This is a genomic window from Lachnospira multipara ATCC 19207 (assembly GCF_000424105.1).
Classification (GTDB): Bacteria; Bacillota; Clostridia; order Lachnospirales; family Lachnospiraceae; genus Lachnospira; species Lachnospira multipara.
In genome coordinates this window covers 14,140-38,224 of the sequence record NZ_AUJG01000008.1, presented here as the reverse complement: position 1 = coordinate 38,224, position 24,085 = coordinate 14,140, and the positions used below count along the sequence as shown (strand labels likewise).

General features: G+C 34.9%; 18 protein-coding genes. 5 read left to right on the top strand and 13 right to left on the bottom strand.

What is annotated here, in order from left to right; all coding sequences use genetic code 11:
• The 4 genes from G600_RS0107780 to G600_RS0107765 form a co-directional block, all read right to left on the bottom strand.
• Window positions 1–510, bottom strand: a complete 510-nt coding sequence (locus G600_RS0107780; protein ID WP_027431442.1) for a hypothetical protein — start codon at window positions 508–510, stop codon at window positions 1–3.
• On the bottom strand, window positions 510–1,322 hold the full coding sequence (locus G600_RS0107775; RefSeq protein ID WP_027431441.1) for a hypothetical protein: 813 nt from the start codon (window positions 1,320–1,322) through the stop codon (window positions 510–512). Before G600_RS0107775 ends, G600_RS0107780 begins: the two co-directional genes overlap by 1 nt.
• 12 nt (window positions 1,323–1,334) lie before the next feature.
• Window positions 1,335–1,943: a hypothetical protein gene (locus tag G600_RS0107770; protein ID WP_146058873.1), complete on the bottom strand. Its 609-nt coding sequence runs from the start codon at window positions 1,941–1,943 to the stop codon at window positions 1,335–1,337.
• A gap of 236 nt (window positions 1,944–2,179) precedes the next feature.
• Complete coding sequence (locus G600_RS0107765; RefSeq protein WP_027431439.1) at window positions 2,180–3,118, bottom strand: diguanylate cyclase domain-containing protein; 939 nt, start codon at window positions 3,116–3,118, stop codon at window positions 2,180–2,182.
• Window positions 3,119–3,334: 216 nt separating this feature from the next.
• Between G600_RS0107765 and G600_RS15690 the strand changes: the two genes are divergently transcribed.
• Window positions 3,335–3,502 carry a hypothetical protein gene (locus G600_RS15690; protein ID WP_155885958.1) on the top strand — a complete coding sequence of 56 codons (168 nt, stop codon included), beginning with the start codon at window positions 3,335–3,337 and terminating at the stop codon, window positions 3,500–3,502.
• Between the two features lie 159 nt (window positions 3,503–3,661).
• On the opposite strand, the gene G600_RS0107755 is transcribed toward G600_RS15690, so the two are convergent.
• Window positions 3,662–4,729 (bottom strand): Fic family protein, encoded by a 1,068-nt coding sequence (locus G600_RS0107755; protein ID WP_027431438.1) that lies wholly within the window; start codon window positions 4,727–4,729, stop codon window positions 3,662–3,664.
• A 191-nt stretch (window positions 4,730–4,920) separates the two neighbouring features.
• Window positions 4,921–5,841, bottom strand: a complete 921-nt coding sequence (locus tag G600_RS0107750; RefSeq protein ID WP_027431437.1) for an AEC family transporter — start codon at window positions 5,839–5,841, stop codon at window positions 4,921–4,923.
• A gap of 326 nt (window positions 5,842–6,167) precedes the next feature.
• On the opposite strand from G600_RS0107750, the gene G600_RS0107745 reads away from it, so the two are divergent.
• Complete coding sequence (locus G600_RS0107745) at window positions 6,168–8,315, top strand: PTS transporter subunit IIABC (RefSeq protein WP_027431436.1); 2,148 nt, start codon at window positions 6,168–6,170, stop codon at window positions 8,313–8,315.
• A 14-nt stretch (window positions 8,316–8,329) separates the two neighbouring features.
• A complete protein-coding gene (locus G600_RS0107740; RefSeq protein ID WP_027431435.1) occupies window positions 8,330–9,169 on the top strand; it encodes a PRD domain-containing protein in 840 nt (279 codons plus the stop codon).
• Window positions 9,170–9,297: 128 nt separating this feature from the next.
• On the opposite strand, the gene ileS is transcribed toward G600_RS0107740, so the two are convergent.
• The 6 genes from ileS to G600_RS0107710 all read right to left on the bottom strand — a co-directional run bounded on the left by ileS (window position 9,298) and on the right by G600_RS0107710 (window position 21,058).
• Window positions 9,298–12,534, bottom strand: a complete 3,237-nt coding sequence (gene ileS, locus G600_RS0107735; protein WP_027431434.1) for an isoleucine--tRNA ligase — start codon at window positions 12,532–12,534, stop codon at window positions 9,298–9,300.
• Window positions 12,535–12,881: 347 nt separating this feature from the next.
• Entirely contained in the window at window positions 12,882–13,913 is a 1,032-nt protein-coding gene (locus G600_RS0107730; protein ID WP_027431433.1) for a Stealth CR1 domain-containing protein, read from the bottom strand.
• A gap of 147 nt (window positions 13,914–14,060) precedes the next feature.
• Complete coding sequence (locus tag G600_RS0107725) at window positions 14,061–14,999, bottom strand: glycosyltransferase family 2 protein (protein WP_027431432.1); 939 nt, start codon at window positions 14,997–14,999, stop codon at window positions 14,061–14,063.
• A gap of 12 nt (window positions 15,000–15,011) precedes the next feature.
• On the bottom strand, window positions 15,012–16,244 hold the full coding sequence (locus G600_RS0107720) for an iron-containing alcohol dehydrogenase (RefSeq protein WP_027431431.1): 1,233 nt from the start codon (window positions 16,242–16,244) through the stop codon (window positions 15,012–15,014).
• A 118-nt stretch (window positions 16,245–16,362) separates the two neighbouring features.
• Window positions 16,363–19,854, bottom strand: coding sequence for a DEAD/DEAH box helicase (locus G600_RS14060; RefSeq protein WP_051195421.1), 3,492 nt, complete (start codon window positions 19,852–19,854; stop codon window positions 16,363–16,365).
• A 190-nt stretch (window positions 19,855–20,044) separates the two neighbouring features.
• Complete coding sequence (locus tag G600_RS0107710) at window positions 20,045–21,058, bottom strand: sugar kinase (RefSeq protein WP_027431430.1); 1,014 nt, start codon at window positions 21,056–21,058, stop codon at window positions 20,045–20,047.
• Window positions 21,059–21,259: 201 nt separating this feature from the next.
• On the opposite strand from G600_RS0107710, the gene G600_RS0107705 reads away from it, so the two are divergent.
• Window positions 21,260–21,700 carry a MarR family winged helix-turn-helix transcriptional regulator gene (locus G600_RS0107705; RefSeq protein WP_027431429.1) on the top strand — a complete coding sequence of 147 codons (441 nt, stop codon included), beginning with the start codon at window positions 21,260–21,262 and terminating at the stop codon, window positions 21,698–21,700.
• A gap of 97 nt (window positions 21,701–21,797) precedes the next feature.
• Window positions 21,798–21,980 (top strand): hypothetical protein, encoded by a 183-nt coding sequence (locus G600_RS0107700; RefSeq protein ID WP_027431428.1) that lies wholly within the window; start codon window positions 21,798–21,800, stop codon window positions 21,978–21,980.
• An 84-nt stretch (window positions 21,981–22,064) separates the two neighbouring features.
• On the opposite strand, the gene G600_RS0107695 is transcribed toward G600_RS0107700, so the two are convergent.
• On the bottom strand, window positions 22,065–24,080 hold the full coding sequence (locus G600_RS0107695) for a hypothetical protein (RefSeq protein ID WP_027431427.1): 2,016 nt from the start codon (window positions 24,078–24,080) through the stop codon (window positions 22,065–22,067).
• Between the last annotated feature and the right edge of the window lie 5 nt (window positions 24,081–24,085).

Sequence of the window (24,085 nt, the reverse complement as noted above, 5' to 3'; positions counted from 1 at the left end):
CTAAGATATATCAAGCATTATTTTTTCAGGATATAGATTTAACAATAATTTCCAATCACTGTTTTCTATATTTTTCCATTGTTTATCTGTAAAAAGATTTTGATAAATTATAAATGGAAACTTATATATTTTTTCTTCTCCCGCTTCTAAATATAAACTTACATCTTCATTTTCGTCGTAATAATAATCCAATGCAACACAATTGGAATAATCTGTTCTGTACAAAACAACTTCGCTTAAATCTATTTTTTGTGCTTCACTTGTATTATTAACTTTAACTGTAATTACATATTCAATATTTTCTCCAAGACCATCATTAAGAGCCTCTTCATCCACATTCTTTTTTACTTCAACATCAAGTAACTCATATGATATACCGTTATGATAGACTTGATAATCAGATTCTATTATATTTGGACTTTTATATTTATGATTTATAACCAAAAATAATATTGCCCATATTAAGAAAACGACACCTAAAGAAATCTTTAAAAATAGCTTTGTTTTCACTACTCAATATCACCTCTTGAACCTAGCAATAAATAATCTACAACAACAATTATAAAAAACAATAAACCCTCTACAACAAACGGTAAGATTCTAGGTTTACTAAAATAGCCTGCCAAAAATGATGTTGGTGCAATACTATCTTTTGAAATAAAATCTCCAATTACACTTAAAAAAAGATTAATAATAGCACCAATTATTACTATAGTATATTTATATTTTACATATTTTGTACAAGCTAATGCTAATATTGCCCAAATTCCAGAAAATACAAATATAAAACCCAACTCAATAATACAATAAAGTAAAGGATAATTATAATAAATATTACTAAATGACGAATGTGGTACTAAAAGTGTAAAACTTGACACTTCAGGTTTTATTGATGGAAAAATTGCCATACACATCAATAAATCCACCAACAATGGTAAGCATACTGTTACTCCACCATTTATAAAAACAGCTATCAATTTGTTTTTCAAATATTTTTTCTTGCCGACTCTTATAAGAACATTTTTCCCTATACATCCTCTAATTTGTGTATAATGACTTGTGCTATATGGTAATGCTGCAAGTATTGGACATAATAAAAGAATCATATACATATAAAATCTATAATCTAGGGCTATCCATGCTTCATAACTACTTACAGGATATAACATATAAACATTAAATGCTTCTATAGATCTATTATTAATAAACAGACTGACATCCCTAATTATAAAATGCAATATTACAATTATAAATTCAATAATAAGTACCAATTTAAATTGAGGTGTTCTAAAAGATTGTTTAAGTTCAAATTTTAATCCCATTTTCCTCTTCCTTTAATTAAGCATTGAAGTGATATCTATATATGATATATAATCGTCAACATTATAATTAGGATCTCCAGAACCTATATTTCCACTTCTTGGCTGTCCACATGGATTTACACAATACTTCAAATTATATTTCTCATTCAAATAATCATTATCAAGTAAATAATAACAAGTTTGCGTTGTACTTTCTTGAGGTTGTAAAACAAATTCAAAAAGTGATTTTCCTTTATTTTCAGGATTGCTAACACCAACCATTTCTGTAGAAACACTTTCATTAGTGCTAGAATCAAACATACATAAATTATTGCTATTTAAATATATCTCCTGTTGCTCCTCACCAACATTAGTTACCTCAACTTTAATCTTTACTAAGCTAACACCATCTGAAACCTTACCGCTTTTTTTATATATTTCATCGATATATTCCATATCTTCAGAACTGATATTTTGCTCAATTGATACATCTAATATCTTATATTTTGTTCTAACTCTTATTGACTCGTGTTCATCAGCATTATCATAATTTACATCTGTATTATAATCTACTGGAACGCTTACATTTTCTTCATCTGATGCAACATTACCAACATTACTTTTCTTGTGTTCAGGTAACAATTTACTAACTATTACTCCTAAAACAACCAATACAAAAAATAGGCAAAACAAACCTCTTACTACGTTTTTTTTATTTATCTTTTTTATCATATACTGTCTGGACTCCCTCATATAATTTTTGTAATTATTTTACAACTCTTTTTTTAACTTTTCAACAATTATAACTATTTTATATACAAAAAAAAAATGACTTTGGAAAACTGCATTACCTTTTCCCAAAGTCATTTATATACCATTTATCTATTTACAATATGTTCGTCCACATCTAATAGGAACACATAATAAATCATGCCAAAGGTTGGATCATTTACCAAATGTCCAAAATCATCTACAAGCTTTTCTGTACCATCTTTACATTTTATTCTATATCTTATGTAATCTAGATTACCATGATTATCTGACTTGCCTTGTTGAGTATTAATTACTTTTACAACCTTCTCATACTCATCTGGATGTACGATTCCTTTAAAGGAATTACCAATATATTTTCGAAAATCGTTCATATCATCACATTTAAATAGTTCTACCATGGATTCATTAGCATAAAGGATTTTCTCATCTCCCTTAGCTTCATATACAAAGAAACCTCCTGGTAAAGATTTTGAAAATTCTTCTAACCCGAACATTAACTGATTCTGATGAGCATTAACAAAGCCTTTTTCATATATTGTGTATCTTGCTCTTCCACGATATTTTGCATCATATAAAGCAATATCAGCCTTTTCTAATAATTCAGCAAAATTCTTTCCATGCTCTGGATACATCGTTACACCAATAGAGAAAGTAAATGGTATCATCCTTCCATTTATCATTCTTGCTGGCATTTGATCTTCAATAAACCTATCTAGTTTTTCCTTAACTTCTTCTATACTTGTATTAATATAAAAGACTACAAACTCATCGCTATCCATACGTAATACGATACCTTTATCAAGGAAATATTTACTTATTTCATCTGCACTTTCCGTTATTATCTTATCACTTACTTTATGTCCAAATGTATCTTTTACTTTTTTAAACTTATCACACTCAAAAATAATATAGGCACATATTTCCTTTGGATGCTCTTTAATGTAGTCATTAATTTCCTCTTCTCCACCTCTTCGATTTAGCAAACCTGTAATAGCATCTTCTTCCGCCAAAAGATAGAATTCGTCTTTCTCATCGTATCCCATAAGAAACCTCCTATTAAAATTTTCACGAAACAAATACTTATATATCTATTGTATCATATTTTTAGCGTTAGACAAGTAAACTATTCTATTATTAGTACTTTAGTATGGTTTTTGTGAATTTTCTATAAAATAGGGGTAATTTTTGTTGCTAAAAAGTTTCCTAAGTGTTAAAATTACAGACTGTTAGAATAGTTATTTTATTAGGAGGTTATTATAATGAATGGTAAAGAGTTAACTTTAAGAGTTGAAAGAGTTTCAAGCGGTTTAAGCTACTGTGCTTATCTTAATGATAAGAAAGTTATATCAGCTTCAAGCATGGAAGAACTTATCAAGAAGTTAAACAACGATTGCTCAGATATTTATAGTACATTTAGCATGATCTAACTGATTCTTTAATATAAAAGCCTAGACATTTTTGATATATACCCTCTTTACTGGACAATGTAAAGTTCAGTAAGGAGGGTTATTTTTTTATGCGTTATATTTATGAATTTAAAAGAAAGAGCCACACGAAGCATGATTAGTGGGGAAACGCCCAAAAGCTTAATCAATTACTGCATCAGCTCTTGCATATAACGTTTTTCTGCCTGCGCCAAGTCTAACTAATGTACCATCATCAACAAGCTTCTTTAACGCTGATTCTACAGAAGAACTACCTAGGCTTGGACAGCCTATAAGGACTTCCTGTTTTGAAAACTTACCAATACGCTCACTTACATAAGCTTTCACAATGTCATATGACGTACTCTTTGCTCCAGCCACATGAGCAATAGATACTCTTGCTTCAAATTCCTTGTAACATGAAAGTATGATACTCAACATATACTTGATAAATGGCTTAGGGTCATTTATTCCCTCGTGCCATCCTTGGTCTGACTTTTGAAGCGCATCATAGTACGCTTCCTTTGTATCAGCTATAGCCTTCTCAATACTGATGTATTGCCCAACCATGTATCCGCTACGATATAACAACAGCAATGTTAATAGTCTGCTCATACGTCCATTGCCGTCATTAAACGGATGAATACACAAAAAATCTAGTAGGAAACATGGTATTAAGATGAGCTCATCAACAAGCTCTTTATCCAATGCTTCTTGATATTTGTCACAAATAGCTTCGATAGCAGGTGGTGTTTCATATGGCTCTAATGGCTTAAACAATACAACCTTTTCACCTGATTCCAATACCATGTCTATTTCATTTGGAGTTGTCTTATATTGTCCCCCATAAGAAAGATTTGTGAACTTAAGCAAATCTCGATGCATTTGAAGAATATAATTACTTCGCACTGGCAAAACATCATAATTCTCATGCACAAGGTTAAGCACATTTCTATAGCCGATGATTTCTTCCTCATCCCTGTTCTTTGGAGTAGTTTTATCTGCTACAAGCTGCTTCAATCTGGCATTCGTAGTTATGATACCTTCAATCCTGTTGGATGCTTCTGTACTCTGTATTTTTGCAATTTCAATAAGTCTATTAAGCTCCACAGGTTTCTGCCGTAGAAAAAGTTCCTGTTTTCCCTTGTACTCGTGGATCTTTGATATATACGATATTATCTCATTATCCCAAGTTCTATCTGCAAGATAAGAATAATCAAATTTTCGCAATGATAAGTTCTCCTTTCTCCCAAGGCGAATATTTATCGCCCATATTATTTATTGTTTTGGGAGATATTCTCTGCCGTTGGGAGAAAATCTCTACCCCCAATTATATTCTTTTTTTCCCAATATTCAATCATAATTGGGATTTGTTTATATTTTTTTATTTGGAATGCGGTAAGTAGAAACGAAGTTTTTGATTACATAGTTAATAAATATGAAATTAAAGGTAAAGTAATAATACTTACAAGTGTTGTAAATACCACTGCTCCTGATGCATATTCTTCATTATGTCCATATTTAACACTAAAGGCAGAGGTAATCGCCGCTGTTGGACAAGAAATTAAGATAACGCATACATTTGCAACAATACCAGTTATTCCTGTTAGTTTTACAATAGCAAAACATATTGTTGGTATTACTAGCATTCTTACTAAGATTGTAAAATATATGTCTTTATTTTTCAAAAGCTTAAGAATATTACTGTCGGCAATAAGCATTCCTGTAATAATCATTGATAAAGGTGTATTCATATCTCCCACCTGACCTAGCGGCTGTGATATTACTAGTGGCACCTGTATCTGCGTTAAATAAAAAAACAATCCAATAATTACTGCATATAATACTGGTGTTCTTATAATGCTTTTTGCAATAGACTTTGCACTTATGGCTCTACTCATAATACCTACACCGATTGTCCATAAGAACATGTTAAACATTGTCACAAAAACGCTGGCATATAAAAGTCCTTCTGCTCCAAACATTGCAGTAATAAGTGGAAAGCCCATGTATGCGCAGTTGGAAAAGCCTATGGCAAACTGCATTACTCTTCTATCCTTAGATGGATACTTTAGAGTTACTAAAAATGCAATAACCACACTTACTGCTAAAACTAAGGTGCTAAGTCCTAAAGTCTTTACAAGATTTGGCAAAATGTCTGGATTGAATTCTTGTAAATAAGAATCCACAACCATACATGGCACAATAATATATAATAAAAGATTTGAAAACCATTGCTTTCCTTCTGGTTTTATAATGTTTAACTTTCTAGATAAAAATCCGATAAAAATCAAAATAAATAATACAAATACCTGTTGAAATGTTATATATGCTAAATCCATTTTAAATCCCTTTCCTTAACTAAATCTATGTGATTTTAGCACAGTATCTTGCTAGAATTCAATAGTATAAGTTACATTGTTTAATATCAAAAATATATTTTGAATTGACAATTCTTTATATTTATGGTAAATTTTATTCAATCGATTCAGTATGTAACTTTAAGTAGGCATTAACTGTACAATAACACCGGAGGTGTATTGTTAGTTAATGTTTTTTATTGTCTATTTTTTATCAAACATAGATTCCCCCAAAAAAACATTAGAATTTATTTACACCTCACAAAGCAATAATACATAAAGTATTGGGCAAAATTAAGGAGGTTTACATGAAAGGTAAAATTTTTGGTGTTTTACAGAGAATCGGTCGAAGCTTTATGCTCCCAATCGCGGTTCTACCAGTAGCTGGTTTGCTACTTGGACTTGGTAGTTCTTTTACAAATGAAACTACTATCGCAACTTATCACTTAGAGGCTATTTTAGGACAGGGTACTATCCTTAATGGCTTACTCACTGTTATGAACGCAGTAGCTAATACAATCTTTGGCAACTTACCACTGATATTCGCAATTGGTGTTGCAATTGGTATGGCTAAAAAGGAGAAAGAAGTTGCTGCTCTTTCAGCTGCTATTGCTTATTTCGTAATGCACTCAGCAATTAGTGCTATGATTACACTTACTAACTATGAAGAATCTGCTATTGATGGTGCAATAACACAGGCTTGTGGTATTACAACTCTTGAAATGGGTGTCTTTGGTGGTATCATCGTTGGTTTAGGTGTTGCCGCACTTCATAACAAGTTCCACAAGATTGAACTTCCAAATGCGATTTCATTCTTTGCTGGTTCTAGATTCGTTCCAATCATTTCTACATTAGTTTACACATTTGTTGGTATCTTAATGTTCTTTATTTGGCCATTTATTCAGAATGGTATTTACGCATTAGGTGGCCTTGTAACAGGTAGTGGTTATGTAGGAACTTTAATATTTGGTTTAATTAAGCGTGCATTAATTCCTTTCGGTCTTCATCACGTTTTCTATATGCCATTCTGGCAGACAGCTGTTGGTGGTACAGCAACTGTTGCTGGTGAGTTATACCAGGGCGGACAGAATATCTTCTTTGCTCAGCTTGCTCACTCAGCAGATATCGCACACTTTAGTGCAGATGCAACAAGATATTTCTCAGGCGAGTTTATCTTCATGATCTTTGGTCTTCCAGGTGCTGCTCTTGCTATGTATAGAACAGCTAGACCAGAAAAGAAGAAGGCTGTTGGTGGTCTTTTGCTTTCAGCTGCTCTTGCTTCTATGTTTACAGGAATTACAGAACCTATCGAGTTCTCATTCCTTTTCGTAGCTCCAATACTTTTCGGTGTTCAGGTAATCTTAGCTGGTTCAGCTTACATGATTGCTCATATGCTTAACATCGCAGTTGGACTTACATTCTCAGGTGGATTTATTGACCTCTTCCTCTTTGGTATCCTTCAGGGTAATGCAAAGACTAGCTGGTTATTAATCATCCCTGTTGGTATTATTTACTTCTTACTCTACTACTTTATCTTTAGCTTCCTTATTAAGAAGTTAAACTTAAAGACTCCAGGTAGAGAAGATGATTCAGAAGAGACAAAGCTTTACACAAAGGCTGATTATAAGGCAAAGCAGGCTGGAGAAGCTGGTGCTTTATCAGCAGCTGATGAATTAAGCGATCAGATTATGAAGGGTCTTGGTGGTAAGAAGAACATCTCTGATGTTGACTGCTGTGCTACAAGACTTCGTTGTACAGTTAATAAGCCAGAACTTGTAAACAAGGCTTTACTTAAGAGTACAGGCGCTTCAGGTGTTGTAACTAACGGTCAGGGTGTTCAGATTATTTATGGACCTCGTGTTACTGTTATCAAAGCAAATTTAGAAGATTATCTAGAAAAAGCTCCAAATGAGGAGTATATTATTAGTAACCCTATTGAGACTGAAAACGAAAACTCTAAAGAAGCATCTATGGAAGCTAAGAAACCAAGTAAGACTGTTACTATCTATAGCCCTATGGACGGAAATGCAGATGATTTAGCAACTGCTCCTGATGAGGCATTTGCTGGTAGAATGATGGGTGATGGCGCAGTTGTTACTCCAAGTACTGGATATGTTTATGCTCCAGCTGACGGTGAAATCGGTTTTGTATTTGACACAAAGCATGCCATTGGTTTTGTAACTGAAGATGATATTAACTTACTTATTCATGTTGGTATCGACACAGTTAAATTAGCTGGACAGGGCTTTGAAGTTCTAGTTACAGATGGTCAGAAGGTAAAGAAGGGTGAGCCTTTAATGAAGCTTGACCTTGATTTCTTAAGCAAGAATGCACCTTCTGTTACATCTCCTATTATCGTTTCAGATATGGATGAAGATTCTATGAAAATTCATCTCCTTAAGTCAGGTGAAATAAAAGCAGGAGACCCATTATTTGAAGTAGAAATCTTTGAATAAGAATAAATACGGATATGTACAAGGTAAAGAAAGTATTAAATCATAATACGGTAATTGCCGTTAACACAGATGAATTAAATGAATATTTGATTCTTGGCAAAGGGATTGGCTTCGGTAAGAAGCCAACCCAAGAAATTGCCATCAGCTCAGAAGAAAGAATTTTTTCTCTCTCAGAGACAACAGAACGAGGCAATATTAAGGAGTTCATTAAAAATGTATCTCCTATCTACATTGAAATGGCCGATAAAGTTCTTTGTGTCGCAGATGAGAAATTTGATAATGTTGATCATAACATTATTTTTCCAATGGCAGACCATTTAGAGTTTGCTGTAAAAAGAATTGAAAAGGGCGAGGAAATCTCTAATCCACTTATAGATGATATTAAAATCTTATTCCACAGTGAGTATAAGATAGCAGAAACTATTCGCCCACTTTTAAAGGAACAATTTAATATAGAAATTAGTGATGATGAAATCGGCTATGTTGCACTTCACGTGCATTCCGCCATTTCAAACGATAAGATTTCTCAGTCAATGGAAATTGCAAGAGCTGTCAGAGAATGTGTCACAATGATTGAAAATGTTACAAAGACTACAATTCGTGTAGATTCCCTTTCTTATAACCGTCTAATGAACCACATTAGATATATGGTAGCAAGGGTTCAGCACAATGAGCCTCTTAAGCTTAACATGAATGACTACATTCTCAATACTTTCCCACAATCCTTTGGCATAGCTGCTACAGTTTGCGAAGAATTAGGAAATAGCCTTGGTACTAAACTAGATGATATCGAAATAGGTTATCTTGCAATGCATATTGAAAGAGTAAAAACTGATATCGAACAAGATAGCTAATTAGATTTTCAAAAATAGAAATCGGGAAATGAAATATTTCATTTCCCGATTTTATTATGTCAAAATTTATTTATGACTAAATTTATTTATGTCTAAATTTAGTCAATACTCTATAGACAACTTATCTTTTATCTTCTTTCAACGCCAAGACTTACTTTCTCACCGTTAATATCCCAGTCCTTAGTAGATCCTGCAAGACTATCTGTCTTAATTTCTTCAACTAAGCAAACTGACTTAACCTGGTCTGCATTCTTAGTTACAAGACTTGCTACCTTATCATTACCTGAAATGTAAAGTGTAATCTTATCCATAACTTCAAATCCAGCATCCTTACGCATTGTCTGAACCTTAGAAATAACTTCACGTACAAAGCCTTCTTCTAATAATTCTTCTGTAAGGTTAGTATCAAGTACTACTGTTACACCCTTATCTGAGTTAGCAACATAACCTTCCATCTGAGTCATTTCAATAAGTAAATCTTCCTTAGAAAGTTCGATTTCCTGATCTGCAACTGTAAGCTTTAATACTCCTGTTTCATTAAGCTCATCCATAGCCTTATTTCCATCAAGTTCTGTAAGAGCTGTTCTAATATTATTAAGAATCTTACCGTACTTTGGTCCAAGTGTCTTAAGCTGTGGCTTGAAGGAATAACTTGTAAAGTCTCTTACATCATCCTTATATTCAACAGACTTAACATTTAATTCATCAGCAATAATAGCTGTATAGAAATCATCTAACTTCCAATCTGCCTTAATAAACATCTTACCAATTGGCTGACGATTCTTAATATTAGTTGTGTTACGGCAAGCACGTCCAATAACTACTGCATCAAGAACATCTTCCATTGTTTCTTCAAGCTTCTTGTCAACAAATTCAGCATTAGCAACTGGGAAGTCGCAAAGATGAATTGACTCTGGAGCTGTCTTATCAATGCTTCTTACAAGGTTCTGATAGATATTCTCTGTCATAAATGGAACCATAGGAGCTGAAATCTTAGCAAGAGTTACAAGTGTTGTATAAAGAGTCATATAAGCATTAATCTTATCCTGCTCCATACCCTTAGCCCAGAATCTCTCACGGCTACGTCTTACATACCAGTTAGATAATTCATCTACGAAATCTTCTAGAGCTCTAGCTGTTTCTGTAATCTTATAGTTAGCTAAGTTCTCATCAACTAATGTTACAAGTGAGTTAAGCTTTGATAATACCCACTTATCCATTACTGAAAGCTTATCATATTCAAGTGTGTACTTTGTAGCATCAAAATCATCGATATTAGCGTAAAGTACGAAGAATGCATATGTATTCCAGAATGTACCCATGAACTTTCTCTGGCCTTCTGAAACCCATTCATCCTTAAATCTATTAGGAATCCATGGTGCTGAATTCTCATAGAAATACCATCTAATAGCATCAGCGCCGTGCTTCTGTAATGCATCAAAAGGATCAACTGCGTTACCCTTTGACTTACTCATCTTCTGTCCATCAGCATCCTGAACGTGACCAAGTACAATTACGTTCTCGTATGGTGCCTTATTAAAGAGAAGTGTTGAAATAGCAAGAAGTGAATAGAACCAACCTCTTGTCTGATCTACAGCTTCTGAAATGAACTTAGCTGGGAACTGCTTCTCAAATAAATCCTTATTCTCAAATGGATAGTGATGCTGTGCAAATGGCATTGAACCTGAGTCAAACCAGCAGTCAATAACTTCTGGAACTCTGTGCATTTCTTTACCAGTCTTAGGTGACTTAATAACAACCTTATCAATGTATGGTCTATGAAGTTCTACCTTAGCATCTTCTGGGTTACCAGAAAGCTTAGCAAGTTCTTCTCTGCTTCCGATACAGATTCTTTCTGTACCATCTTCTGTTTCCCATACTGGAAGTGGTGTACCCCAATATCTGTTACGAGAAATACCCCAATCCTGTACATTTTCAAGCCAAGCACCAAATCTACCTGAACCAATTGTCTCAGGAATCCAGTTAATTGTCTTGTTGTTAGCAATTAAGTTAGCCTTTACTTCTGGGTCTGACATTTTAACAAACCAGCTCTCTCTAGCATAGTAGATAAGTGGTGTGTCACATCTCCAGCAGTGTGGATACTCATGCTCAAACTTAGGTGCATCAAACAACTTACCTTCAGCATCTAAGTCCTTAAGTACTAATGGATCAGCCTTCTTAACAAATGTACCAGCATATGGAGTTTCCTTAGTTAATTCACCCTTACCATCAACGAACTGTACGAATGGAAGGTCATACTTACGACCAACCTTAGCATCGTCTTCACCAAATGCAGGAGCGATATGTACAATACCTGTACCATCTGACATTGTTACATATGAATCACATGTTACAAAGAAGCCCTTCTTATTCTGCTTAGCAGCTAACTCACCAGCACAAGCAAATAATGGCTCATATTCCTTATGTTCAAGGTCACTACCCTTATATTCTTCAAGGATCTCGTAGTCAAAGCCTTCGCCTGAGCCCTTAGCTACAAAATTACCCTTCTCATTCTTATCAAGAGCTTCGCCCTTTACTGTCTTTCCTTCCTTAACTGATAATCCAGAAAGTACTGAATCAAGTAAAGCCTTAGCCATATAATAAACCTTATCTTCAGCTGTCTTAACCTTAACATAAACTTCATCTGGGTTAACACATAAAGCTACGTTACTTGGAAGTGTCCAAGGTGTTGTTGTCCATGCAAGGAAGTAAGCATCTTCACCAACGCACTTAAATCTTACAACTGCTGAACGCTCTTTAACTGTCTTATACCCTTGGGCAACCTCGTGAGATGAAAGAGGTGTACCACATCTAGGACAGTAAGGAACAATCTTAAAGCCCTTATATAATAAGCCCTTTTCCCAGATTGTCTTAAGAGCCCACCATTCTGACTCGATGAAATCATCATCGTATGTTACATAAGGATTATCCATATCAGCCCAGAAACCTACAGTTGATGAGAAATCTTCCCACATTCCCTTGTATTTCCAAACTGAATCCTTACAATGCTTAATAAATGGTTCAAGACCGTATTCTTCAATCTGCTCTTTACCATCAAGACCAAGCATCTTCTCTACTTCAAGTTCTACAGGAAGGCCGTGTGTATCCCAACCAGCTTTTCTTGGAACCTGATAACCCTTCATTGTTCTATATCTTGGAATCATATCCTTAATAACTCTTGTAAGCACATGTCCAATATGTGGCTTACCATTAGCTGTAGGAGGACCATCATAGAATGTATATGTTTCTCCTTCCTTACGACTATCAATACTCTTTTGGAAAATGTCATTATCCTTCCAGAATTTCTCTACTTCTTTTTCTCGTGCGACGAAATTCATGTCTGATGATACTTTCTCGTAAACCATTGTTCTTCTTCCTTTCTTTGTCTTATTACAACAAAAGCCCCACTGCCGTAAACGGCAATGGGGCGAAAATTCACTCATTATTAACCAATTACGACATACCAGCATATGCGTCCCTAGATTTCTCCTAACGATGGGATTACCGTCCTTGCTTACTCTAAGCTTATAGCTTATTTCTGCTTGGCTGCTCGGAAGTGATGTTCAATTAAGTTCTACTGGTACCGGCTCACACCAACCCGGCTCGCTCTTAGCTTCAAACAAAATCTACTGTCTTCGTCTACGCATTTTAATTAATTGTAGTTAATATATAGAAAAAAGTCAAGGGATGATTCTTTCTAAAATTAAAAGTTTTATGCTACATTTTCTTTAGTCTTACTATCTAACTCAAAGGATGATTTTTCCGGTAAAACCTTAGATAAGGCATCATAGATTTTTTGTCTATGCTCTATAAAATCTTCATCTGTCTCATCAGCTGAGTCATTTAATAAAAATATCTTTTCTTTTTTATTAACAACTATATCTACTAAGTCATTTATATTCCAATTTAAATCTGTGTAAAAGCCTATTTCTTTTACGTTAACTGGGCAAAAATCTCCCTTAGCAAATCTCCAATAACGCATTAGCCAATGACTAAAATCATAAGCTGTTCTAAACTTGTTATGGCACATTTTATCAAGGACTTCTCCTTCTTCTTTCCAAATCTCCTCAAAAGTTGATTTTTTATGTGCTAGGGGTAAATGCTGATTTTCAAAACTTGAATATCTCTTAGTTAGTCTATTAACCGCATTAGATATATTTTCTTTTAATGGATATTTCGAATTTATCCACTTAGTAAATGGTTTATGTCCATAGAAATGCTTATTTACTAAGCTCATGTTATTAAAGACTGTATAATAAATCTGATGTCCATAGACATAATTTACCATTGTTCTAGAAAAAAGACTGTCGCAAACTAAATCGTTTTTAAAAAACATCTCTTCTTTTAATTCATCTATTACATACATGTCATCGTTAAATAGGATGAAATTCTCTGAGAGTTCCTTAATTCTATGTAAATTTAACTCTATTACGTTGGAGTTATATGTTGGTAAATACTCCTCAGGTATAAAGTCTTTGTGATTTACAATTTTTAGTCTTGGATTTTTAGTATCTAAAAACTTAGGCAAATGTCCCCAAGTAATAAAGAAGACATTATTAATCCATGGCATATTTTTTTCAATCCCTCTAAAGAAGAACTCTAATAAATCATAATCTCTAAAGCATGATGATGGATTTCCTTGTTCGTCAGCCTTAGCTATTTTATAGTGTTTTCTTTCTTCCTGCCATTTTGGATCATTACTATCAACCCATAATACTACTGCGTCTATTTTCTTATTTTTCATATTAACTAGTTTTCCTTTTTATGTCGTATTTTTACAAAGCAAATTTAAAAGTTATTTAATTGCTTACACTACGGTAAAACTAACATTCTAAATCTACTTTGCAAGTTCCTCATGATTACAGTTGGTAAAATGCCACTGTATTCAAGTTTACGACAAAACTAATTTAATTGCAAATATTGTATATTTTATTTTAGATTTTATTGGGTTACCTTTTGCCCACACCATATGTCTATATTTTTCAAAGCACTTTTTCTTATAATAATTTTTTGCCTCTTTGTCTAAATTAGACCACGCTTCATTTATATTAAAAAGGTATACTTTCTCAGCTAATGCCTGTAATTCTTCCATCTTATTAGCTTTATAATAAGCAATATGCTTCTCTAACCAGAACATTCTTTGTTCCTGTTCTTCTATACTAAAATTTCTCTTAGAAGTCATTATGCTTCCTGGTCTATCTCTATACATATAAAGAGCTTTACTAGTCCAGGCTATTTTCTTGGCTTCAAACATATATTCACGCATTATATATGCATCTTCTGCTATTTTTATATCCGTAAATGGATGCTTTTTTATAATGTCTTTTTTGTACAATTTATTCCATACAACACAAAAGACACCCATGTCATTATAAAGCCTCTTCATTACTCCCTCAGAATCAGTTACAAAGTTGTAATCCTCTGATTCTTTTGGATATACGTAATCTGTGGTGTTTGGTACATTTCTATAAAAACGACAACCAGCAATATCTGCGTCTGTTTCTTTTAGTAGTTTATATAGTTCTTCAATAAATGTCTCTTTTATACAATCATCGCTATCAATAAAAGCTAAATATTCTCCTGTTGCTAGTTCTACTCCTGCATTTCTTGCCTTACCTATTCCGCCATTTTCTTTATGAATTACTTTTATTCTAGTATCTTTCTTACTAAAATCGTCACATATTTTAGAACTATTATCAGTTGAACCATCATCAACTAGTATAATCTCTAAATTCTTATAGGTCTGATTTATAATGCTAATCACGCACTCCTCTAAATAATCTGCAACATTATAAACTGGCACTATTACTGATATAGTTTCTTTTTCCATTTTTACCTCTTACTATAAACACATTCTTAAAATCTTACTTATATCCTCTTTTGTTAAAGGCACGAAAGCATTAGATAAATCGTTATACTTAATAGTATCCTCTGCCATTAAATCAATCTTAGAATCATCGATTCCGATTTCTGTAAGTGTCATTGGAATACCGCATGCCTTAAAAAACATCTCTGTTCTATTGATGGCCTCATTAGCAATGATGCTTAACTCGCCCTTTGAAAGGCCGTCAATGCTATCAAGCTCGCCTCTGATGTTCCATACATTATGACCGTACTGTGCAAACTTAAGCACAGTATCCTTATTTAAAATGTATCTCATCCATCTAGGTGTAACAATGGCAAGGCCTACACCATGAGTTATATCATAATACGCACTGAGCTCATGTTCAATAGGGTGACATGTCCAAGCTCCACCTGTACCACAAGACATAAGTGAATTAAGAGCTGTAGTTGATGCCCACATTAAGTTAGCTCTAGCCTCGTAGTTGTCTGGTTCCTGAAGAGCTACAGGACAATACTTAATACATGTCTTTAAGATTGACTCACAGAAAGACTGTGTAAGATAAGCGCCTGTATCCTTTCTAAAATACTGCTCGAAAGTATGGGACATAATATCTGCTGTACCAGCTGCTGTCTGAATTGCTGGAAGTGAAAAAAGATATGTTGGGTCACAAATTGCAGCTCTTGGTATAAATTCCTTAGAGCTTGTACCAAGCTTCTCATTTGTTTCCATATTGGAAACGACAGCATTTTTATTACATTCAGAACCTGTTGCGGCAATTGTAAGAATTGCAATAATTGGTAAAACCTTACCAATCTTATTACTATCAAGAACCATATCCCATGGGTCTCCGTCATAGTAAGCACCTGCTGCCACTACCTTAGAGGTATCAATAACTGAACCGCCACCGATGGCAACTACAATATCGATATCATTTTCCTTACAAAGCTTAGCACCTTCTCTAATCTTCTCAATCTTAGGGTTAGGTTCGATTCCATTAAGTTCGCAAACCTTGCAGCCCTGTAAAGCTTCCATAGCATCGTTATAAATGCCATTCTTCTTGATGCTTCCACCACCATAAACTAAAAGTACGTTTGGTTTTTCTAGTTCCTTGATTTCACCTAACTGGCCAAGTGCCTGTCTATTATACTTAGCCACCAATTCCTTTAGGCTCTTAATCTGGCCCTTGCCAAATCTAACATCAGTACGAACGTAGTAATTAAAATCTAACATACTAACCCTCCTTATAATTATAGCTGCGAGCCTAAAGACACGCAGCTATATATCTATTTAACTTTACCTCAATAATAGCATTTCACTATTGTATAAATCAATAAAGCATCTATATATATTAGTTTTTATTAAATAACTTAAGAAGGTCATCCTTAGAAAGTGAAGAAATAGCCACACCTTCTGCTGAAAGTACCATATCTGCAAGCTCTTTCTTACGATTCTGTAATTCCATAATACGCTCTTCAATTGTGCCCTTAACAATGAGCTTAACAACTGTAACTGTATTCTTCTGGCCGAATCTATGGGCTCTATCAGTAGCCTGATTCTGAGCTGCCACATTCCACCATGGATCATAGTGAATTACCATATCTGCTGCTGTAAGGTTAAGACCTGTACCACCAGCCTTAAGAGAAATAAGGAATACATCTACCTTACCCTCCTGGAACTTCTCAACAAGTTCCATTCTCTTTAATTTAGGTGTCTGACCTGTAAGCTTAAGAGTTGTAATATTCTTCTCTGTAAGTCTAGCCTCAATCTTTTCAAGCATTGATGTAAACTGAGAGAAGAGTAAGATCTTATGACCACCCTCAACTGCTGATTCTACTAAGTCGATACATGTTTCTAACTTAGCGGATTCATCGTTGTAATTTTCAAAGGCAAGCTTAGGATCACAACATAACTGACGGAGACGCATAAGTTCAGCAAGAATCTGTAACTTATCTTCCTTAAACTGCTTGTTGTCCTTGCTGCCAATCTGATCCACAAGGTTCTTTTCTGAAGCGTAGTATAACTTCTCCTGCTTAGCTCCCATCTTAGAGTAAACAACCTTCTCAACCTTTTCAGGTAAGTCTTTTAATACGTCTGACTTCTTACGTCTAATATAGAATGGAGAAATAAGGTCTTTTAATGCCTTAAGGGTTGCATCATTTTCCTTTTCAAGGTCTTCACCGACGCTAACGCCCCCAACAATATGCTCCTCAAATCTATCCTTGAAGTTCTTATACTTGTAAAGATATCCAGGCATAAGATAATCGAAAATGCTCCATAACTCGCTAAGTCTATTCTCAATCGGTGTACCAGTTAAGGCGAAACGTGTTCTTGAATTAATAGACTTTACAGCCTTTGAAACCATAGTTCCCGGATTCTTAATATACTGAGCCTCATCAATAATCTGGCAATCAAAAGAGAAGCCCTCGTATTCCTCAATATCTCTTCTAAGAGAATCGTAAGAAGTGACATTGATGTCGTATTCGTTGCAGTGGCTAATCTGCTCGTTACGTTCTTCCTTGCTACCTGAGATTACATTTACCTTTAAAGAAGGGGCAAACTTCTCAATTTCTGCCTCCCAGTTATAAACAAGGGATGCAGGACAGATTACCATATGGTGCTCTTCAGGTCTTGTGGCAAGGAAACTAATCATCTGTAAAGTTTTACCAAGACCCATATCATCCGCTAAAATTCCACCAAAGGAGAATTCTGAAAGAGCGCAAGCCCAGTTAAAACCTTCCTTCTGGTATTCACGAAGTGTAGCATTTACAATCTTTGGCACCTTGTGCTTTTTATTCTTTAAATTCTCGAAGTTCTTAATTAAGTTATCGAATTCCTTATTAGTTCTAAACTTAATACCTTCCTTGTTCTCCATCATAAGAGCATTTAAGTGAAGGGCTCTAAAGAGCTGAACCTCAGTCTCACCGCTTAAGAATTCCTTCTTTGAAAGACCAAGTTCGTCCTCTAACTGAGCAAGCTCTTCAATATCAGTTCCGGCAATTCTAAGTACCTCGCCGTTCTTTAATCTAAAATACTTCTTCTTCTGTCTGTAGGCATCAAGTACCTCGTAGAGTTCTTCTCTAGACATACCCTCAACGTCCCAAGAAACAGTTAAGAGATTTCCCTTAATTGCAAGGCCACCAGAAATTGGCTTATTTACCACTACCTTTAACTTCTTAAAGGCTTCTGATGCAAATGTATCGGCGATTTCCTCAAACTTAGGGATACCTTCGTCAATAAGTCTTGCAAGGGCATCGTCTTCATTTTTAGGTAAAACCCATAACTTACCGCTTCTACCACTGAGGAAATATTCGTTAAGCATGTGCTTAATTCTAGCTTCCGCCTTGGCATTACGTCCTGAAAGGTCGTTATCTACTGCGCCTTCACCTAAATCAACTACCTTATCGCCATACTTAATAACACCGCTACAAATGATGTTACCTGTATTATCAACGTCAAATCTTAATTCACACACGCCGTCCTGCTTTGTGTAATCCTCAAAGTTTAGACCTGTAACCTCAAGCTGTGTGTGCTTTTCTAGCTTAGGAAGAATTGTTTCTGCAAATGTACCAAAGTCGCCGCTTGATACCTTCATCTTGTTATTCTCTTTCTTCTTAATGCTATATTTATCAAATCTATCTTCACTTGAAGGTATAACATATTCTGCAAATACCTTTAAAATCTCGCCCATAGCATCTACATATCCCTTAGATAGGACATACATTGTAGAATCAATAAGCATGATTCCCATATCAAGACCATCGAGGTAGATATATTCTGGGAATTCGATGTTGGCAAAGCCAAGCTTCTCATCTGCTGTAATCTTTACGCTAATCTCAGGATCTTCCTTGACTATCTTAACTCTCTTATTCTCAAGACCCATAAGCTCGATTTCAATCTTATCAAGTGTATTAAAGAAAGCTCTATAGTTATGAGGCTTAATCTCTACTGTCTTATCTCCTGAGGCTCTGTAATAGTACTTTGAAAAATTATCATTATTCTTGTACTTCTCCTCAAGGTAAATACTTGTACTTAAGAACTTAACAAGAGGTCTAAACTCTGGTGCAAAGCTTGCTAGCTCATGCTTAAACTCTAGGTTCTTACCATAATTTACCACTTCTCCTGTGTTCATAGCCTCACAGAATTCAGCTATATTCTTAATTACATACTTATATCTATCACCAACTCTAAATTCAGCAAAAATACCTGTAACTGCTAAATTAAGAGTAACTTCCATACCTAAATTACTAACACCGTTTATAGATTCATACTTAGAATACTCATCCATAAGTTCATCATTCATAAGCTTAAAAAGCTTCTGTGAAGTTGTGGAATGCTGTTCAAGACTGCTGCCTGAAAATGCATCAGATAAACCATCCACACCCTTTGATACGCTGCTCTCAAGGCCCATATCTATTAAAGAATCAAGAAAGCTATTGCCAGTTGATTCATCATCTATTCCTGCTTCAAAACTATACTTAGTTTCCTCAGATTCAAGTAACTCCCTAATGTCATCTAATTTCACTAACTTATTAGTCTCTAGGGCAAGGGCTGTAATGTGCTTACAAAATCCCTTGTGTCCCTTCTTTGATGGACAGGCACATTCACAATCATTTATCTTAACTGCCTTAACTTTATCGTCTAATGGTTCAAACTTAATACTCGCTCCGTATGTAGTTCCTTTTTCGTCTAGGACATCACCTGCAACTGTTAAATGTCCGCCTTTTCCTTTAATTAATTCAATCTTCTCAATCGCACCACTTTTAAATAGTGCCTCACCTTTACTATATGTAGATAAAAGCGTCGATTGCGCCTTTATTCCACCTTTTGGAAAAACTACCATATATAACCTCACTAAATTTTCATAACAAATTTTCCGCAATAATATATTATACTACAAATCCTAATAAAATTCCCCTATTTTTTTCATATAAAAAAAAGACCTATGGAAACTAGAGCGATGTTTCTAGTTCCATAGGCCTATAAATCCATGTTTATTCTATTGTTAGCCTAGATTAGCTTTAAAGCACAAATTATCTCTGTACATCAAAAGATGCATTAGTCATAAGTCTCTTAATCTGGTCTACACTTGTAATGTTAGTATCACCTCTAATAGCGTGCTTCATTACTGAAGATGCTACGGCGAAGTTTACTGTATCTTCGGCAGACATATTCTCCATTAAGGCATAGATAAGGCCTGATGAAAATGCATCACCACCACCAACTCTATCTACGATTTCAAAGTTAATAGTCTTGCTTTCGTAAGTCTCGCCATTAGTGTAGTAGAAGGCCTTAAGTGAGTTATTGCTACCAGAATGTACGTAACGTACTGTTCTAGCAATAGCCTTCATATGATACTGATTATCAATCTCTCTAAAGACTCTATCCATCTCTTTAAAAGATGGGTCCATTGTTAAGCCATCCTTATAATCTGTACCATCTTCTCTATATAGGTGAATTGGCTCAATACCAATTAAAACATCAACGTATGGAAGATACTTTGATAATACGTCTCTTGCTGTTTCAAAAGACCAAAGTGTACTTCTAAAGTTAGGGTCAAAACTTACTGTGAGACCTAACTTCTTAGCAGCCTTAACGGCTCTATCTACAAGTCTTCTACAATTGTAAGAGAGAGCTGGTGTAATACCACTTAAATGTAACCAATCGTAATTCTTTAAGATCTCTTCAAAATCCACGTCTTTATAGTCATATTCAGCAAATGCTGACATACCTCTATCGTAAATAACTGAAGATGGACGTACTGAAACGCCTTCCTCTAAGTAATAGATACCCATTCTACCATCAGCCATAATGATTTCTTTTGTATGGACATCGTTTGACTTAAGATAGTTCACTGTTGACTTTCCTAAATCTGTATTAGGTAATACTGTAAAAAATGTAGAATCTACACCTAAGTTAGCAAGTGATACAGCTACATTAGCCTCTGCGCCACCGTAGTTAACTCTAAAGTCATGAGTTGTTACAATCTTCTCATAATTAGGTGGAGATAATCTTAACATTAATTCTCCAATTGCTATAAATCTCATCTAGTTTCCTCCCATTCTAAATCCTTTAGAAACTAGTTAAAATGATACTACACAGCGCATAAAATTGCAACAAAGTGAACTTTTATTTGTATACATTTTCGAAATATTACAAACTATTAAAAAATTTATAGAAGCCTTGCAAATCGATTTTCATTAATATATAATTTAGTTATTAATGAAGTTAGGTAAGGTAGCAGATAAATGGATATTTATGAATCTCTAAACAAGATTTTGGTCGATCTTTTTAATGACATTTTGGATATCGAGGAAAAGGCTTTAATAACTGAAGATTATAAGGATATATCTGTTAATGATATGCACATAATCGAGGCCGTAGGTATAAAAGATCCTCAAACTATGGGTGAGATTTCTAAAAGTTTAGGCGTTACAATGGGAACTCTTACTATTGGTCTTAACAGACTTGTAAAGAAGGGCTACGCTGTTAGATATAGAAGCGATAAAGATCGTAGAGTTGTCTATGCTACACTAACTGAAAAGGGAATTGCGGCATATTTTCATCATCAGAAATTCCATAAGAAGATGATTGAGAAGGTTACAGAGGATTTAAGCCCAAGCGAGGCAGAAACTCTTGTAAAGACCTTTGATAGACTTGAGGCTTTCTTTAAGTCTTATGATAACTAGTTTTAAAAACTATTAATCTTCTTATGTCACTAGCTAAAGTTGCAGTTCTTTTTAACGGGAGTAGAATTTAAATTTACCTTGCGAAAGGAGATTGGCAATGGCAGATGATAAGAATTTAATTGATCTTAATGAATTAGGGGATCTTTTTGCACAGCTTGATGCGATTGAGGATGTACCTGAGGAATTAACACCAGAGGAGATTGCTTCACAGCGTCGTTATGAAGAAATCATTAAGAAGCATAAGGGCGACAATAAAGAAATAGCAGAGAATAATAAGTAATTTAAAGGGACCTTTTAAGGTCCCTTTTTTATCGCCTTTGAAAATGTATCTCTGCCTCAACTTATACATACTTAAAAAAGCTAATTATTTAATTTCTGCTGTCTTATAGATGAATGTTACTGTTGAGTCGTAATTTCCAGTGCTGCCTGTGAATGATGTGTAGTTATTACCAAGCTTTACAACTTCCTTAATTGTATCAAGAGTTGTTGTTGCATCATCTCCTAAGAGGCTTGTAATCTGTGAAATTCCTTCTTCATTAAATTCAGCCATGCCATCCTTTAATGTAATAGCACCTGTGTTTAACTTAGAAACACCTGATGAAAGTGTGGCTGCTGCGTTATTTAATGTCTCTGTACCATCTGCAAGTGCTGCGGCTCCTGATGTTAAGCTTGAATTGTTAGCTGCAAGTGTTGAAGCACCAGCTGCAAGTACTGATGTACCTTCCTGCTGTAACTTTGTAGCACCTACATTTAAGGCATAAAGGCTTGAGCATAATGTGCCTTCCTGATATGTGCTAAATGAACCAACTGCACTTGTAAGTGCTGCTACGCCTGTATCAAGGCCAGCGTCCTTAAGCTGTGTATATGAAGCATACATTGTCTTATAAGCTGCTGCATACTGGTTTAACTTAACGATGTCAGAAATAATTGTCTGCTGCTGTGTTGTATCAACAGTTAAACCTGCTGATGAGTAAGCTGCATATAATTCACATAAACCTGCTGTCATGTAAACGGATGTGTTAGCTGTTTCACTTGTAAGTACTGAAGAAATGTTGGCATCTTCTGTAATTCCGCTATTTGCAAGTCTTGTAACTACTGCTGTCTTTACAGGATATCCTGCTGCTGCATCTGTTGTTTCATCAATTCCCTGTGCTGCTAATGCCTTCTGGTAGTTAGCTGAGTAAACAAGGCTGTAAGCTGATGAATATGTTGATTCGTAAAGGGACTTATATGAACTCATTCCATTTGTTAATGTATTAAATAGACCTGAGCTTCCGTTAATACCTTCATTTAGGGCTGCAATCTTTGTATCAAATCCATTAGCCTTTAAAGTTTCATAAAGTGTATTAAGGCTTGTTGATAATGTCTGCATGTTAGAATCAAGAGCTGCTGCCCCGTCATTTAAGCTTGCTACACCTGCTGCATAAGCAGATACACCTGAGCTAAGAGTTGCTGCACCATCATTAAGTGCTGCCACACCTGAAACTAAGTCAGGAACGTTATCCTCTAACTGCTGTGTACCTTCCTGTAACTGAACTGTACCAGCCTCTAACTGGTCAGCTGCTGACTGAAGTTCGTTAACCTTTGCCTGTAAGTCTTCTACTGATAAGTCATCTAGGTCCATATCAGATAGTAAGTTTGAAGATACTACTGAAAGTGACATATCAAGTGAGAAGTCTGTTACATCTGCTGAAATCTCGAAGTAATTTGGTAAGTCAAAATTTACCTCTTCACTATCAAACTTTAAGTTTAAAGAATCAGCAAGTCCTGGGAAGGAAACACCTAGGGCAACTACATCTGAACCAACCTGTGATAACTTTCCGTTTGTAACCTCGATGTTAGTAAACTTTTCGTTATCAAGCATAAGTCCTGTTGCTACTGTAAATGGAACATAAGCTGTTTTTGTCTCGCCTTTTACTGTAATTGTTTCTTCTTCATTATTTACATAGTCAAATCTAATCTTTACTTCACCTGACTTACCTGCAAGATCTTCTGGTGAAATTTCTTTTCCATTGAGATAGTATGTTACGTTGATTGTAACAGGTGCGGCCTTGTCTACATTTTCATTAGTAGAACTTGTATCACCATTATTATCTGTAACCTTAGTGTTTACAGTTACGTGGTCTTGCACACCGCTTGCATCATCAAATACGTAAACTGTCTGATTTCTTGTATTCTTAGCAAGTGTCTGTGCTGTATTTATTGATAATTCGTCATTCATTGTAGATGTAATTATGTTCTCTGTATTAGAAGCAGCATCTTCATTTACTGCGCTAACACTGGCACTATCACTATTTGACTGGCAAGCTGTAAGGTTTAGGGCAAGCATTGATGCTGTTAAAACTACGGCTCCAGCTTTTCTTAAACTAGTTCTAATCATTTTAT